15 protein-coding genes and 1 tRNA gene are annotated in these 17,089 nt (G+C 37.4%); 4 read left to right on the plus strand and 12 right to left on the minus strand.

The genetic code is table 11. The features are described from left to right. The first annotated feature begins 61 nt into the window (after positions 1-61). The 4 genes from coaA to HMPREF1654_RS06600 all read left to right on the plus strand — a co-directional run bounded on the left by coaA (position 62) and on the right by HMPREF1654_RS06600 (position 3,700). Complete coding sequence (gene coaA, locus HMPREF1654_RS06585; protein WP_003076842.1) at positions 62-982, plus strand: type I pantothenate kinase; 921 nt, start codon at positions 62-64, stop codon at positions 980-982. A gap of 68 nt (positions 983-1,050) precedes the next feature. Next, on the plus strand, positions 1,051-1,287 hold the full coding sequence (gene rpsT / locus HMPREF1654_RS06590) for a 30S ribosomal protein S20 (protein ID WP_003072853.1): 237 nt from the start codon (positions 1,051-1,053) through the stop codon (positions 1,285-1,287). A 64-nt stretch (positions 1,288-1,351) separates the two neighbouring features. Next, on the plus strand, positions 1,352-1,861 hold the full coding sequence (locus HMPREF1654_RS06595; protein ID WP_003076684.1) for a DNA topology modulation protein: 510 nt from the start codon (positions 1,352-1,354) through the stop codon (positions 1,859-1,861). 390 nt (positions 1,862-2,251) lie between these two features. Continuing rightward, a complete protein-coding gene (locus HMPREF1654_RS06600; RefSeq protein ID WP_003076940.1) occupies positions 2,252-3,700 on the plus strand; it encodes an alpha-amylase in 1,449 nt (482 codons plus the stop codon). A 275-nt stretch (positions 3,701-3,975) separates the two neighbouring features. Here HMPREF1654_RS06600 and HMPREF1654_RS06605 read toward each other — a convergent pair whose 3' ends face one another. The 12 genes from HMPREF1654_RS06605 to pyrR form a co-directional block, all read right to left on the minus strand. Beyond that, positions 3,976-5,322 (minus strand): sensor histidine kinase, encoded by a 1,347-nt coding sequence (locus HMPREF1654_RS06605; RefSeq protein ID WP_003076259.1) that lies wholly within the window; start codon positions 5,320-5,322, stop codon positions 3,976-3,978. Then, a complete protein-coding gene (locus HMPREF1654_RS06610) occupies positions 5,312-5,986 on the minus strand; it encodes a response regulator transcription factor (protein WP_003036714.1) in 675 nt (224 codons plus the stop codon). The genes HMPREF1654_RS06605 and HMPREF1654_RS06610 overlap by 11 nt, the downstream gene beginning before the upstream one ends. Positions 5,987-6,247: 261 nt before the next feature. Next, a complete protein-coding gene (locus HMPREF1654_RS06615) occupies positions 6,248-6,691 on the minus strand; it encodes a hypothetical protein (RefSeq protein ID WP_003076363.1) in 444 nt (147 codons plus the stop codon). 298 nt (positions 6,692-6,989) lie between these two features. After that, positions 6,990-7,730: an alpha/beta hydrolase gene (locus HMPREF1654_RS06620; protein ID WP_003076545.1), complete on the minus strand. Its 741-nt coding sequence runs from the start codon at positions 7,728-7,730 to the stop codon at positions 6,990-6,992. Between the two features lie 133 nt (positions 7,731-7,863). Further along, a tRNA-Arg gene (locus tag HMPREF1654_RS06625) sits at positions 7,864-7,935 on the minus strand. Between the two features lie 39 nt (positions 7,936-7,974). Next, a complete protein-coding gene (gene rplS / locus HMPREF1654_RS06630) occupies positions 7,975-8,322 on the minus strand; it encodes a 50S ribosomal protein L19 (protein WP_003024326.1) in 348 nt (115 codons plus the stop codon). Between the two features lie 149 nt (positions 8,323-8,471). Then, positions 8,472-9,431: an ROK family glucokinase gene (locus HMPREF1654_RS06635; protein ID WP_003076829.1), complete on the minus strand. Its 960-nt coding sequence runs from the start codon at positions 9,429-9,431 to the stop codon at positions 8,472-8,474. Positions 9,432-9,526: 95 nt separating this feature from the next. Further along, positions 9,527-12,706: a carbamoyl-phosphate synthase large subunit gene (gene carB / locus HMPREF1654_RS06640; protein ID WP_003076972.1), complete on the minus strand. Its 3,180-nt coding sequence runs from the start codon at positions 12,704-12,706 to the stop codon at positions 9,527-9,529. A 178-nt stretch (positions 12,707-12,884) separates the two neighbouring features. Next, complete coding sequence (locus tag HMPREF1654_RS06645) at positions 12,885-13,973, minus strand: carbamoyl phosphate synthase small subunit (protein WP_003076288.1); 1,089 nt, start codon at positions 13,971-13,973, stop codon at positions 12,885-12,887. 42 nt (positions 13,974-14,015) lie between these two features. Further along, complete coding sequence (locus HMPREF1654_RS06650) at positions 14,016-14,936, minus strand: aspartate carbamoyltransferase catalytic subunit (RefSeq protein WP_003076327.1); 921 nt, start codon at positions 14,934-14,936, stop codon at positions 14,016-14,018. A 61-nt stretch (positions 14,937-14,997) separates the two neighbouring features. Further along, the gene (locus tag HMPREF1654_RS06655; protein ID WP_003076548.1) at positions 14,998-16,266 is read right to left on the minus strand and encodes a uracil-xanthine permease family protein; all 1,269 of its coding nucleotides are present in this window, start codon (positions 16,264-16,266) and stop codon (positions 14,998-15,000) included. A 4-nt stretch (positions 16,267-16,270) separates the two neighbouring features. Next, a complete protein-coding gene (pyrR, locus tag HMPREF1654_RS06660; protein WP_003072874.1) occupies positions 16,271-16,792 on the minus strand; it encodes a bifunctional pyr operon transcriptional regulator/uracil phosphoribosyltransferase PyrR in 522 nt (173 codons plus the stop codon). Positions 16,793-17,089: the final 297 nt, after the last annotated feature.

Here is a 17,089-nt window from a genome sequence, read left to right on the forward strand (position 1 = left end):
GTAAACCGTTTACAATTTTATCGAAAATATGTTATACTATTTGTCAATTATAGGAGTGAATATGACGAACGAATTTATCCATTTTGAAAAAATTAGTCGAAAAACATGGCAAAACTTACATCGCAAAACAACCCCGCCTTTATCCCAAAAAGAGCTAAATTCCATCAAAAGTTTCAATGATAAGATTAGTCTTCAAGATGTGACAGATGTTTATCTACCTTTAACCAATCTTATCCAAATTTACAAACGCTCAAAAGAAGATTTGGCGTTCTCAAAGGGAATTTTTTTACAGAAAGCAAGCAAACGACAACCATTTATCATAGGCGTCTCTGGAAGTGTCGCTGTTGGAAAATCTACTACCAGCCGGCTCTTGCAAATCCTTTTATCTCGTACATTTTCAAATGCTACTGTCGAACTGGTAACAACAGACGGATTTCTCTATCCAAATGCTTACTTACAGAAACAAAATCTTCTAAAACGTAAAGGTTTTCCAGAAAGTTATAACATGGAACTACTACTTGACTTTCTTGACAATATCAAAAACGGACAGAATTTCCAAATTCCTGTTTACTCTCACGAAATTTATGATATTGTTCCCGATGAAAAACAGTCTGTGATAGCTGCAGATTTTGTCATCGTTGAAGGTATCAATGTTTTTCAAAATCCGCAAAATGAGCGTCTCTATATGACGGATTTCTTTGATTTTTCAATATACGTGGATGCAGAAGTTAAAAATATCGAAACGTGGTATCTAGATCGCTTTAAAAAATTGCTCACTTTAGCTAAAGAAGATCCAACCAACTATTATCACCCTTTTACTTCTCAACCAGAAAACGAAGTCATGAAATTTGCTCAAAATGTCTGGAAATCAATCAACCTTGTCAATTTACAAGATTATATTGAACCAACACGTAACCGAGCTGAAATCATTCTTCATAAAACGGAAAATCATATGATTGATGAAATTTACTTAAAAAAATAAAAAAGCTTGTCAAATCTTAACTTTTCATATATAATTAGATAGTTAGTATATCATTGGAGGTGAAAACATTGGCAAATATTAAATCAGCTATTAAACGCGCTGGATTAAACGTTAAACAAAACGAAAAAAACTCAGCTCAAAAATCAGCGATGCGTTCTGCAATTAAAGCATTTGAAGCAAATCCTTCTGAAGAACTTTTCCGTGCTGCGAGTTCAGCTATCGATAAAGCAGAAACTAAAGGTTTGATTCACAAAAATAAGGCAAGTCGCGACAAAGCACGCCTTGCTACAAAACTTGCAAAATAATCTTGCATCATATAAAAAGAGCTCGACGGAGCTTTTTTTGTTGCTGTAAATAGAAAGGTCACATATGAAAATTGCAGTTGTTGGTTATTCCGGAGCAGGAAAATCTACCTTAGCGACTACCTTAGCCCAATATTACTCTATTCCTAAATTGCATTTAGATACACTACAATTTCTCCCTAATTGGAAAATGAGTGAGCGAAACTGGATGCAAATACAAGTCAACAATTTTTTAGAATCAAAAGAAAACTGGGTAATAGACGGAAACTATAGCTTCTGCTACTATGAAGAAAGGATGGAACAAGCAAACCAAATTATTTTTTTAAATTTTTCGCGTTGGAATTGTCTCTTTCGGGCTGCAAAGCGCTATTCAAAAAACAAAGGTAAGGTAAGAGACAGTATGGCAGAAGGCTGCCCTGAAAAGTTCGATTGGGAATTTATCCGCTGGATTTTACACGATGGACGAACTCTTGCCATTCGTAAACGATATAAAAAGCTTCAAACAATGTATCCCAATAAATTGATAATCCTTCACAACCAAAAGGAGCTGAATGACTTCCTAGCACAACTTCCATAAAATATAAGAACTATATTCCCAACTAAACTGAATATAGCTTTTATTTTCAGAGCTAAAGTTTATCCAAACACAAAATATCGTTATCAAATTTACAAAAATCTTGGCTTAAAATACTTAGATATCTTGTTTTATTAAAGTAATAAGTCTAATCATCATAAAATGAATCTGACAAGAGAGAATTAAAATCAATTTTTTCTATCACTTTTGTTAGAAGCGAGCTCTTCTAGTGCATCGTGGCCTATTGAAGAACTTGTCAATATAGACTTATTATATAGTTTAAATCCATTTTACCACTCCCGCTTTTTTAAAATTACGCAAACGTTTGCGTTGTCGGAATTATTTTGATAAAATAATAGCCGTTAGTTAAGAATTAAGAAAGAAGTATCTCGTATGGAAAATCAAACATTAATGCAATATTTTGAATGGTATCTACCAAATGATGGACAACATTGGAATCGCTTAGCAAAAGAGGCCCCACATCTAGCTTCTAAAGGAATTCGAAAGGTTTGGATGCCGCCTGCTTTCAAAGCAACTAGCTCCAATGATGTCGGCTACGGTATTTATGATCTATTCGACTTAGGGGAATTTAACCAAAAAGGTACCGTTCGGACGAAGTACGGCTTAAAAGAAGAATATTTGAAAGCTATTAAGTCGCTCAAAGAAAATGGGATCGAGCCTATTGCAGATGTCGTTTTAAATCACAAGGCAGCAGCAGATTACAAAGAGCGATTTACTGTTATTGAAGTTGATCCAAACGATCGTACAGTTGCACTCTCTGAACCTTTCGAAATTAAAGGTTGGACTAAATTCACGTTCCCAGGTCGCCACAAAAAATATAATAATTTTGAGTGGCATTGGTATCACTTTACTGGGACTGATTATGATGCTCAACGGAATAAATCAGGGATTTATCTCATTCAAGGAGACAATAAAGGGTGGGCAGATGATGACTTAGTTGATAATGAAAATGGCAATTTTGATTATCTCATGTATGCTGACCTTGACTTTAAACATCCAGAAGTAATTCAAAACCTTTATGATTGGGCAGATTGGTTCATCAAAACAACAGGCATTCATGGCTTCCGACTAGACGCAATTAAACATATCGACTCTTTCTTTATGGGAAATTTTATCCGCGACATCTCGGCTAAATACGGGGACGATTTCTATGTCTTTGGAGAGTTTTGGAATAGTGATGAAACAGCAAACAACGATTATTTAGGAAGTATTGACTATCGTTTTGATTTAGTAGATGTCAAACTACATCATAATTTGTTTGATGCTAGCTGTGCTGGATCTGGCTATGATTTAAGAAATATTTTTGAACAAACTCTCGTCAAAAACCACCCTGAATCTGCGGTTACTTTTGTTGATAACCATGATACACAACGCGGTCAAGCGCTGGAATCAACTATTGAAGAGTGGTTTAAACCTGCTGCTTATGCCCTTATTTTATTACGCGAAGCAGGCCTTCCTTGCGTTTTCTACGGAGACTACTATGGCGTCAATGGGGAATTTGCTCAAGACAGCTTCCAGACAGTTCTTGATAAATTATTAGATATCCGTCTCAATCTAGCTTATGGTGAACAAAAAGATTATTTTGACGACGAGCATTGTATTGCTTGGACTCGTTCAGGCAAAGACAATGGACAGCCAATTGCCGTTATTTTGACAAATGATCAAGCAAATTCAAAACGCATGTATGTCGGGGAAAACTGGGCTGGCAAAGAATTCAAAGACTACTTAGGAAACAACCCTTCAACTGTGATAATCAAGGAAGACGGCTGGGCAAATTTCCCAGTTGTAGAAAAATCAGTTAGCGTCTGGTCTGCGAAATAAAATAAGAAGCACAGTGAAATTCGAACTGAATTTCATATTCTCTGTTACCCGAGGCAATCAAACAAAGTAAAAGTCAGACGATACTTCTATCCAACTGACAGTATAAACACAAAATAGTTTTCAATCTCCCAACTTAATTCATTTAGTTACATCATTTTGAAAGAAAAAACCACGACCAAATCAAGATTAGCTAACAACTCGTCTTAACTTGGTCGTGTTTTATTATCATCTTTCGGAATAACTTTCTTTACAGGTACACTGAAAGTATCCTAAATCTATTTTTTCTTTTTATTATCCGTTCGAATCGCAATCTTTACTTCAAAAACAGTCCCTTTCGGTTTATTATCTTTCACTGTAATAGTTCCTTTAAGAGCTTCTGTAATTTGCTTTGCAAGTGACAACCCTAAACCAAAACCACCTGTCTGTCGAGTCCGAGCTTTATCAACACGATAAAAACGATCAAAAATCTTTTTCTTATCTGCTGTACTAATCCCTGGACCATTATCCGAAACCTTCAAAAACAAATTTCGATCATTTGAAGAGATTGTCAATTCAATCACACCATCTTCGTCTGTATATTTCAGGGCATTATCAAACAAGATAGTCATCAATTGCTTCAGTAAGGTTTTATCCGTTTTTATCACACGGTGAATCCTATTGTCAAATCGAAAAACTTTTCCATTTTCTGTGGCAACCATTTCATAGTTCGTAAAGGTCGTATTAAAGAAATTGGGTTCAATATCACCAATCTCTGGTTTAATCCCATCATCACGCCGTGCTAAATTAAGTAAGTTCGTTGTCAACATTTTCATGTTTCGCACTTCATCTAAACTAGAAGCGATGCTTTCACTCGATTCCATAATGGTAGCTTCTGGTTTTCTAAACAAAGTCTCCAAACGATTTTGCAAAACGGCTAAAGGTGTGCGTAATTCATGACTAGCATTTTCGACAAAGCTCTTTTGTTTTTGAATACTTTCCAAAAGCGGTTTGACACTTACTCGCGCAAGATAGACACTAGCAATCAAGGAAATTCCCCAGAAACTAATCATCACAACTACAATCAACTGTTCATGGTTTTGACTAGTTTGTTCCAATTGGCTAATATTGATAAAAACTGCTGCGTATTTGACATTGGTTTCTAAATTAGGCAATTTCACTTGAAACAAAACCATCCGATAGGTTTCTTCTCGGCCGTAATTGCTTTTTACTTGAATTTGACGAATACGATCTAATTGCTTGCTATTAAAGGAAAGTTTATTAAACCCTAAAAAATTATTGCTTGTAATAATTGATTTATAATTCTTATCAAATAAAATAACTTCTGTATTGGCACTCACATTTGGTTTATCTGTCAGCTCTTTATCAGCTGTTCCACTTTTAGGCTCTCCATTTTCTGACTTTTGCTCTAGCCCTACTTTTCGAGCAAGCGCTAAATTAATCACAGAAGCCGAATCTTGACTCAAGCTTTTTAAATTATTATCTACCGTTGTATAAAGGCTTGAGCGCATAACTTGAATGATAATCAAGGTCATAGCTGAGAAAATGAGAGTAAAAATACCAAAATTGCGAATGAAATAAGAAAAATCATCCGCATACCATGCTTTTTTTAGTTTATTCAGCATCTTTTAAAATATATCCGACGCTGCGAAGCGTTTGAAGGTTGTTCGCAAAGGTCGTCCCTTTCAATTTTTTCCGAATTTTTGAGACATAAACTTCTACAACTGAAATGGTTGTATCACTATCAAACCCCCATAATCGATCGAAAATCTGCGTCTTCGGTAGAATAACATTTTGATTCTGCAAGAAATATACTAATAAATCAAATTCTTTTCCGAGTAACTCTACTTCATTTCCATCTACAAGTGTAGTGTTCGTTGACAAATTAATGGTTACATCACCATAAGAAAGAGTATTTTCATTAAACTTGCCCGATCGTTTCAAAAGAGCTTGAATCCGCATTTTTAACTCTTCCAAATAAAATGGTTTGGTCAAATAATCGTCAGCTCCCAGCTCAAAGCCATGTCCTTTATCATTCAAACTCTCTTTAGCTGTCATAATCAATACCGGTGTTGTAACACCTTTTTCACGTAATTCCTTCAATACTTGAAAACCATCTTTTTCCGGTAACATCAAATCAAGTAAGATAAGATCATACACACCACTTTCAGCTTCGTACAATCCTTCCTCACCATCAAAAACTTGCATGACATCTGCAAAGTCATCTAAAAAATCAAATACTGAGTTAGATAAACCGAGGTCATCTTCTACTAATAGAATCTTAATCATACGCTTTTCCTTCTAAAAATATGAGTTTAGGACAAATATCCCTCAATCAAAAATTCGTTGTGCACTAAACGGCGCAATAGCCGAGCATTTAAGCAGCATTCTGATTTTTTCAGAATAAGATAAGAGCTAAAAATTTTAAAATTTCACTTCTTCCTCATTCTTAATCATGAACCATGTACTATTTCACATTTTCGTGTTAAAACTCAATCTACCGACTTTCTGCTATTCTGATTCTATTATAGCATGACTTTCTCTAAAATATTAAGAATTTGTTGTATTTGAGTCATTATTTTCTGTCGTACTACTATTTTTGTCTGATTTAGTCGACCCGTCAGCATTTGATGGAGCTTTTTTCTGTGAGTTATTACTCTTTTCTGATCCACTTTGACTATTACTATTATCATTTTGGTCACCGTTTTGTTGGGAAGGTCTTCCATTGGGACCACCTTGGTTATTTCCACTTTGTCCACCCGGAGGTATTCCCGGGCCACCTTGGTTTCCTTGTTGGTTTTTTTGTGTTTGAGTTGTCGTACTTGTCTGTACTTTAGTTTGCTGATTAAGCGCATTTGTCGCCAATGAGCCAATACCTAGTCCACCAAGAAGACCGACAGCAAGTGATCCGCTTGCTACAACAGTCATCCACCATTTCGTACTTTTTTCCACTATGATCATCTTCTCTTTTCTATTTGTATTCTCTTGTTTCATTTTTGTCAAATTCCTTCTTTCTATTTTTAAGCACTCAGAGGCTGTGTTACAAAGAACATTGCAATGATTCAGCTCTTCTTTATGATAAAGCGTATCAAATCAATATACTTAACTTTAAATTTTTATCTCCTCATGCTCTTTCTTTTGAATGTACCTATCATATCCACTTTTTCTTAAAAGTGACTGAATTTTTTCTTAAATAAACCTAAAACTAAAGAAAGAAAATAGTGAAACAATACAGAAATAATAGAAATAAAAAAACTAAATCCGATAAATACGAATTAGTTTAGAAACGATTTTATTGAATCTTAGTATCTATTTTATCTTTGAGTAATGCTGCTATTTCTTTTGGTTTTTCTGTATATAAGGAATGACCACAACCAGGCACTTCTAGAATGTCTATAAAATCCGGAATATTTTTCAAAGCATTCTGTTTCCAGATAGGCGTACTTTGATTTACTCTTGGAATAAACAATATCACATTTCTATTCTGTAAAAGAGATAGTTTCCCTGTAGTTTGTCGTCTAATAGTTAACAAACGAGTGAGCAGTATTTCAGAGAAGTTCAAATGCCAATACCTTTGGACTTCGTCAAATACAAAACTTTTTTTAAATGCTCTCTCTATATTTTCAGACCACACAATGGCATTTTGCTTTTCTGCCATAATAGCTTCTTCTAAATTTCTATAAGTATTTGTTTGAAGATAATTCAAAGCATCTTCTATTTCTACATTTAAAGGGCAAATCTGCTCCATATCAATATATCCACCATCTAGTAAGACGAGATGCATAATATTATCATAAACACTTGTTAGATAAACTGCTAAATCTGCTCCCAAAGAGTGGGCAATTAACAGAATATCATCATCTATATCAACTTGTGCTACAAACCAGTCTTTCAAATCCTGTAATGAAGTTAATCGTTCTTCCAACTTAGAATCATACATATCCAGATAAACAACTGGAAAATGCAAAGAGTCGAAAAAGTCTTGAGGATAGAAACGATTACATCCTAAACCACCAATAAAATAAGCTTTCACATTTTCCTCCTTTCTCTCACTACTATAGAAACAAAACTCACCTTAGCTTTTATTTGTTTCGCTTTCAAAATATACAAATTTGGCCAAACATAACAAAAGCTCTTTAGTAACAAGAGCTTTCAGTATATTACGATGTCCCCTGCCGGAATCGAACCAGCAACTACTCCTTAGGAGGGAGTTGTTATATCCATTGAACTAAGGGGACTAGAGAAAAACTCTGCCGACAGACAGAGTTATTTCTACATTAACGGCGAATTTCTTTAATACGCGCAGCTTTACCTTGTAATGCACGAAGGTAATACAATTTCGCACGACGTACTTTACCGTAACGAACAACTTCAATCTTTTCAACACGTGGTGTGTGAAGTGGGAAGATACGTTCAACACCTACACCGTTAGAAATTTTACGAACAGTATAGTTTTCTGAAATACCAGCACCTTTACGAGCGATAACCACACCTTCGAAAATTTGGATACGTTCGCGGTTTCCTTCGACAACTTTCGCATGAACACGAACAGTATCACCAGGACGGAACGCAGGAATATCAGTACGAAGTTGACCTTCAGTCAAACTTTGGATTAATGGATTCATTTTTCTTCTCCTATCTTACTAATCTTACGATTCAAGACCACAGCGGATTAGTCGTTTTCTAGTGCTTCCATTACGCACTAACTAATATCATAACAAATTTTATAAAAATTGTAAATGCCTTATTTGAATTATTTTTCTTTTTGGAAGGGTTATTGAAGAACTAAAGAAGCCGCTCCAATGACACCTGCATCATTTCCAAGCGTTGCAAGTGCCAGCTTTGTCGAAGTACGCACTTGTGGGAAAGAATTTTCTTCATAAACCTTACGAACACCGTCTAGTAAAAATTCTCCTGCAGCAGAGACACCACCACCAATAACAATCGTTGATGGATTTAAGATTGATCCAATGTTTGCACAGGCAATACCAAGGTAACGAGAAAAATTTCGATAAACAATGAGAGCTAATTCGTCTCCAGATTTAGCTAAGTCAAAGACTATTTTTGCATTAACATCTTCGCCGTTATCAATCAGTTTTTTTAGCTCTGCATCACCAGCATATTCATCAGCATAGCGACGCGTTAAATTAACAATACCTGTTGCAGAAGCTACTGTTTCTAAACAACCTTTCTTGCCACAAGTACAAAGGATTGGTTGATCAAAATCAACTGTAATATGCCCCAATTCTCCTCCTGCTCCAGCTACACCATGCAGCAGTTTACCTTCCGCGACAATACCACCACCGACTCCTGTTCCTAGAGTCATAAACACAACATCGGGCTGATTTTCACCAGCACCTTTCCAACGTTCGCCAAGGGCAGCTACATTTGCGTCATTATCAATAAAGAAAGGAATACCAGTTGCTTTCTCAATTTTTTCTTTTACAGGTTGTAAAGTTTTCCAATTGAGATTATAAGCCCCAATAACCGTCCCTTTTTCACGATCTACAACACCAGGTGAACCCATACCAATTCCAATGAAATCTTCTGCCACAAGTCCCAATAGTCGCAAGCGATGATTGATAGATTCAATCATATCATCAACAATATGACTGCCTTCATCTAAAATATTTGTCTTAATAGACCATTTTTCTTGAACTTCTCCCTCTCGGGTTAGAATCGCAAACTTAACCGATGTGCCACCTAGGTCAATCCCAATGATTTTTTTAGACATATTACTCTCCTCTAATAACTATTTTCATTTTCATTATAACAGATTTTTCAAGAATTGAAAAGGTTTGCATAAAACTTAATATATCCTAACCTAGTCTAAATCGCTTCTGTCATGAAGCTACGGCTTTCCAAAACTTGAAGCATGGCATTGGCTGTATCAAGCGCAGTAAAAAGTGGGATTCCATGTTCAATGGCAGAATGACGAATAGCCTGTCCATGTTCATCTGCTGTTCGCTTTGTTCCGACCGTATTGATAATTGCCTGAACCTTGCCTTTACGAATAAAGGCTGGAATATCATTATGATCATCTGTACCAATTTTTTCAACTAATTGCGCTTGAATACCATTTTCTTTAAAGAATTTAGCGGTACCTTCCGTGGCTAAAATACTGTAACCAATATTTGAGAAGCGACGTGCTAACGCCAATGCTTCTTCTTTAGTATCATCAGCAATGGTAAAAATGACATTACCAAAAGCAGGAAGGTGGAAATAAGATGCTTCAAAAGCTTTATAAAGCGCTTTTTCAAGAGTTGAATCAGTCCCCATGACTTCGCCTGTAGATTTCATCTCAGGTCCTAAAAGACTGTCAACCTTAGCTAATTTAGTGAAGGAAAAGACTGGAGCTTTAACATGAACAGTTTGACTTTCTGGATAAAGGCCATCCTTATAGCCAAGTTCAGTCAGACTGCTTCCTAAAATCAATTTAGTAGCAATTTGTGCCATCGGTATATCTGTCACTTTAGATAAAAACGGTACTGTTCGACTGGCACGCGGATTAACTTCAATAACATAAACGGTTTCGTCTTTGATGACAAACTGAATATTCATCATCCCGATACAGTTTAGTCCGATAGCCAAGCGTTTTGTATAATCTGCAATGGTTGCCTGAACTTCTTTTGAAAGAGTTTGTGGTGGATAGACAGCCATAGAATCTCCTGAGTGGACACCGGCACGCTCAATATGTTCCATAATGCCGGGAATAAGAACGTCCTTACCGTCAGAAATGGCATCTACCTCACATTCACTGCCGACTAAATAAGAATCAACCAAGACAGGATGATCAGGACTGGCCTTTACAGCTGTTCGCATGTAAGAGCGTAAATCGTTTTCATTTTCAACAATTTCCATAGCACGTCCCCCAAGAACGTAAGACGGGCGAACAAGCACTGGAAAACCAATTTTACGAGCCGAAGCGACCGCTTCTTCTTCATTTGTTGCTGTTTGTCCCGGCGGCTGAGGAATATTTAAATCTTTTAAAGCCTGCTCGAAAAGATCACGGTCTTCTGCACGGTCAAGATCAGCTACTTGCGTACCCAGAATTGTCACACCAGCATGCGATAATGGTTCTGCCAAGTTGATAGCTGTTTGTCCGCCAAACTGAACAATGACACCTTTAGGTTGCTCCAACTCAATTACATTCATAACATCTTCAAAAGTTAGCGGTTCAAAATAAAGTTTATCAGAAACTGAAAAATCTGTTGAAACGGTCTCAGGATTGGAATTCATGATAATAGCTTCATAACCTGCGTTTTGAATGGCTTTGACAGAATGAACTGTCGCATAATCAAATTCAACTCCCTGTCCGATACGAATCGGACCTGAACCCAAAACAATGACGGATTCTTTTTCTGATTTGATGGACTCATTTTCCCATTCGTAAGTCGAGTAGAAATAAGGTGTTGCAGATTCAAATTCAGCCGCACAAGTATCAACCATCTTATAAACAGGAATTATCTTGTTGTCAAGACGAAGCTTGCGAACAGCGTCTGCTGTCATCTGCCAGATATCAGCAATTTTTCGATCAGCAAAACCATTGTGCTTAGCTTCTTTGAGAATAGCAATATCACCAACCTTGGCTGCTAATTCTGTTTCAATTTCAAAGATATGCAAGAGCTTATCAAGAAAGAAAAGATCAATTTTTGTTAAATCCGACAGTTCCTCAATGGAATATCCACGACGAATGGCTTCAGAAAGATAGAAAAGACGATCATCTTGAGCCTTAACAATTTTGGCTACCAAAGCGTCGTCACTAACATTGGTAAGCTCTGGCATCTCATTATGGTAAACACCGATTTCAAGGGAACGGCAAGCTTTGAGAAGACTTTCTTCAATATTACGCCCAATAGCCATGACTTCACCAGTCGCCTTCATCTGTGTTCCAAGACGACGTTCACCATGTTCAAATTTATCAAATGGAAAACGCGGAATCTTAGTCACTACATAGTCCAAAGCTGGTTCAAACATGGCATAAGTTGTCCCCGTAACTGGATTAATCATCTCATCCAGAGTTAAACCAACAGCGATTTTGGCAGCTAATTTAGCGATAGGGTAGCCAGTTGCTTTAGAAGCTAGAGCTGATGAACGTGAGACACGTGGATTAACCTCAATGACATAGTATTTAAAGCTATGCGGATCCAGAGCCAGCTGTACATTACAACCACCTTCAATCTTAAGGGCACGAATAATTTTTAAACTAGCATCACGCAGCATTTGATTTTCGATATCTGAAAGTGTCTGCGTTGGCGCAAAAACGATAGAATCCCCTGTATGAATACCAACTGGATCAAAATTTTCCATGTTACAGACAACCAGAGCATTATCTGCACTGTCTCTCATAACTTCATATTCGATTTCCTTAAAGCCAGCAATAGAACGCTCAATCAGACATTGCGTTACAGGTGACAGTTTGAGACCATTTTCAGCAATTTCACGAAGTTCTTTCTCATCTGCACACATACCGCCGCCTGTGCCGCCAAGAGTAAATGCCGGACGAACAATGACTGGATAGCCAATCTTAGCAGCAAATGCAACAGCTTCGTCAACGCTATTAACAATATCAGATTCTGGAATGGGCTGTTCTAACTCTTCCATCAATTGCTTGAAAAGATCGCGATCTTCGGCCTGATCAATAGCAGACAGCTTGGTTCCTAAAAGTTCAACACCCAACTCATCAAGAATCCCAGCTCTTGATAATTCCATCGCCATATTAAGACCTGTCTGTCCACCAAGAGTTGGCAGTATTGCATCGGGACGTTCTTTTCTTAAAATTCGAGTTACAAATTCAATAGTGATAGGTTCAATATAGACCTTATCTGCAATTTCTTTATCTGTCATGATTGTCGCTGGGTTTGAATTGACCAGAACGACACTATAGCCTTCTTCTTTTAAAGCAAGACAAGCTTGGGTTCCTGCATAATCAAATTCAGCAGCCTGTCCAATGATAATTGGACCAGAACCAATTACCATAATTTTTTTAATATCTGTACGTTTAGGCATTTATAAGATATTAAGGGCGTTAAGCGGACATAGCAAAAATAGGAAACCAGCCGACGACGCTCGCGTCTAGGATGTGTTTACTTTTTTGCAAAGTCCACAGCTCGTATTCAGTTAAGCAAATACGAGAACTTGCCCTTCTCCTTTCTTCATTCGTCGCCTCTCTGGACGACATTAAATATTACTTGCTAGCTTTTTCTAATTGAAAAGCATCAATCATTTCCATAAACTCATCAAAAAGATAACTAGCATCATGTGGACCTGGTGCAGCATCAGGGTGAAATTGTACTGAAAAAGCAGGGAAAAAGCGATGCCGTACCCCTTCAATAGACTTGTCATTAATCTCCTCATGCGTAACCATCAACTCGTTTGGAAAATTCTCCCTACTAACAGCATAACCATGATTTTGGCTAGTAAAATCAATCCGTCCTGTTGCAATTTCACGCACCGCATGATTAAAACCACGATGACCGAATTTCATTTTATAGGTTTGAGCGCCATTTGCTTTACTAAAGAGTTGATGTCCCATACAGATACCAAAAAGAGGAATTTTCCCTTGAATCCCTCGAATCATTTCTAGCACTTGCGGTACATCATCTGGATTACCTGGCCCATTGGATAACATGACACCGTCAGGATGGAGGTGCAGAATATCTGCTGCACTTGTATCATAAGGAACAACTGTCACATTACAATTGCGTGCTGCTAATTCACGAAGAATTGAATGTTTCAATCCAAAATCAACTAACACAATATTACGACCCGCTCCCGGTGCTGGATAGGGTGTTTTTGTTGAAACTTGTTTGATATTGTCAGTTGGCAGAACTGTCGCTTTCAACTGATCTTGCAGATGGACCATTTGATCGCCCACATTAGCTAATGTCGCTTTCATCGTCCCGTGCTGTCGAATGATTTTAGTCAATGCACGTGTATCAATACCAGCAATTCCTGGAATTTTCTTGGCTTTTAAAAACTCGTCTAATGTCATCTGGTTACGCCAATTGCTAGCTCGGCGTGCCCACTCATAAACGACAATTCCCTTGCAAGTGGGATTGATTGATTCATAATCATCACGATTGATTCCATAATTTCCAATTAACGGATAAGTAAAGGTTAAGATTTGTCCATTATAAGATTGATCTGTAAGAGATTCTTGATAGCCGGTCATACCTGTATTAAACACGATTTCTCCAGTCACATCAATATCAGCACCGAACGCCTCTCCCTCAAATACTGTCCCGTCTTCCAGAATTAACAAGCGCTTTTCCATCTTTCCCCTCCGTTTGTTATTGCAACAACGTATTAATGCTTATTATTTTTTTCGTCCATTTAGGACAGACTCGATAATTGCCATCCGAACAAATACACCATTTGTCATTTGCTCTACAATACGAGATTTTGGAGCTTCCACTAAGCGGTCTGCAATTTCCACATCACGATTTACTGGAGCCGGATGCATGATGATTGCTGTATCTTTCAGCCTATCATATCGTTCCTGTGTTAGACCATGCATTTTATGGTAATTTTCTTTTGAAAAGAGCGAATCGTCATTATGACGCTCGTGTTGGACGCGCAGAAGCATCAAAACATCCACTTGGTCAACGACTTCATCAAGTGTGACAAATTGTCCATAATCAGCAAACTCTTCACTTCTCCATACATCTGGACCTGCAAAATAGAGTTCTGCTCCAAGCCGTTTTAAAATTTGCATATTTGATTTTGCAACTCGTGAGTGATCTAGATCCCCTGCAATCGCAATTTTTAGTCCATCAAAATGTCCAAATTCTTGATAGATGGTCATCAAATCCAACAAACTTTGACTTGGATGTTGTCCAGAACCGTCCCCTCCATTTACAATTGAAGTTGTAATAGTTGGACTTTCTACTAATGTTTTGTAATAGTCAACCTCTGGATGACGAATGACACAGACATCCACTCCAAGTGCTGACATCGTTAAAATTGTATCATACAAAGTCTCACCCTTATTAATGGAGCTCGTTTTTGAATCAAAATCCAATAAATCACAACCCAGTTTTAATTCTGCTACTTCAAACGCTTTGTGCGTACGAGTGGAAGGTTCAAAGAAGAGGTTAGCGATAATGTGTTGTTCATCATAATGAGCTTTCGCTCCATTTTTAAATTCAATGCCGCGCTTGATCAAACTTAAGACTTCAGCATTTGTAAGAGTTTCCATAGAGACAACATTTTTAAGAGCGATTTGATTAGATGACATGATGTGATTTCTCCTTTTATTAGATACGAGGTATTTCTTTTAATGAAGCTAAGTGTCCAAACTAATTTTTAGGTTCCGGCAGAATAAGATAGAGCACAATTCCAAGAACTGTTGATAAAGCAACTCCCGAAATTTGTAGACCTGAAAGTTGCAAGGTTAAGCCGCCAATCCCTGCAACTAAAATTACACTGGCAATTAACAGATTTTTCTTATTATCAAAGTCTGTTTGTTTTTCAATTAAAATTTTCAAACCACTCGAAGCGATGACTCCAAAGAGCGCAATAGAAATACCGCCTAGAACTGGAGTTGGAATAGATTGTAAGAGTACCGATACTTTTCCGATAAAACTCATCACAATCGCAAGTACTGCTGCACCTGCAATAACATAAACGCTATAGATTTTATTTAAAGCCATCACACCAATATTTTCACCATAACTAGTCACTGGTGGTGCACCAAAAATCCCAGCTATCACTTGTGCAAGACCATCTCCAGCAAGAGTTTTATCCAATCCCGGGTCTTTAAAGAAATCTTTTTCGGTCAAACTATTCAGTACCATGACATGACCAAAATGCTCTGTCATAGTCACGAATGCAATTGGCGCCATTGTTAAAATTGCACTTGGGTAGAATTTCACACTATAGTCTAAGAAGGGAAGATGCATAGGTGGGACATGAAACCATGAAGCTTGAGACACTTTTGTAAAGGAAATGATGTCTTCGCCTGTTACTGCTCCAAGAACGAGCGCAAAGACATACCCTACAATCAAGCCTAACAGTACTGGAATAATTCCCACAATCTTTTTACCATAAATATTGAAAAGAATGACTGAAAAGAGAGTGACGATCCCAATAATGAAATAAGTTAAATTGTATTTACCATCTTTTAACATGACATCGTTTACCGCTGTGCTGGCCAGACTTAGTCCAATAACCATAATGATTGGTCCTACCACAACTGGCGGTAAAATCTTATCAATCCAAGCATTCCCTGCAAACTTCACAACAAGTGCTACGATGAAATAAACCAGACCGCCAGTAATAGCTCCTTGAGCAACGGCAGCAATACCGTCTGTTTTCATCAACATTTGCATGGCTGCAATATAAGCAAAGCTAGAACCCATATAAGCTGGTACTTTGTATTTAGTGACTGTTAAATGCGCTAATGTTCCAAGACCACTTGAAAACAAGGCAACTGCTGGGTCAATTCCAACAAGAATTGGAACCAAAACCGTCGCTCCAAACATCGCAAACAAATGCTGAAATGACAATCCTACAAGCAGACCTGGCTTTGGCATATCATGAACATCGTATTTTACATCTTGACTCATTTTCTTATAATCCCTCCGCAATCAAGACACGGTCTTGACCATCCTGTTCTATCATTTCCACAATAATTTCTTCTGTTCGACTAGTTGGAATGTTTTTACCCACATAATCTGCTCGAATCGGCAATTCACGGTGTCCGCGGTCTACTAAAACAGCCAGGCTAACACGTGACGGACGTCCCAAACTAACTAAATTATCAATAGCGGCACGAATGGTGCGTCCTGTATAGAGCACATCATCCACCAAGATAACTTCATGATCTGTAATATCAACCGGAACGTGTGTCGTATCTTCTTCCACCTTAAAGTCATCACGGAATGGTTTAGTATCCAACTCACCGATAGGTACATTGACCTTTTCAAGCTGTGCCAACCGTTCCTGAATCCGTTGAGCAATGTAAACACCCCTGGTCTTAATACCAATCAAGACAATCTTGTCTAGCTCTTTGTTGCGTTCGATGATTTCATAAGTAATGCGTGTAATAGCACGTTTCATTGTCAAACCATCAACAACTTCTTTCGTTTTCATAGAAAGCCTCCTTAAAAATAGAAAAAGTCTCCTTCACAAGGAGACTTCAGAAAATCTAGGCAAGCACAGAGAAACTACCAACAGCCTCACTGTGCGACACCATCTTATACTTTGACTCCTTGTCTGCCTCACGGGACAGATTTAAAGGATTATTTAATTTTTATAACTATATCACAAATTCAAAACTATTTCAAGAAAAAATGAATGTGGTAAACTTTTGTAGAAAAAACAATATTTAAGTTAAAGGAGAGTTGATTTTTAGCAAATTTTTCAAAAAAAGACTGAACAATTACTTGC

Source organism: Streptococcus intermedius SK54 = ATCC 27335 (genome assembly GCF_000413475.1).
GTDB lineage: Bacteria > Bacillota > Bacilli > Lactobacillales > Streptococcaceae > Streptococcus > Streptococcus intermedius.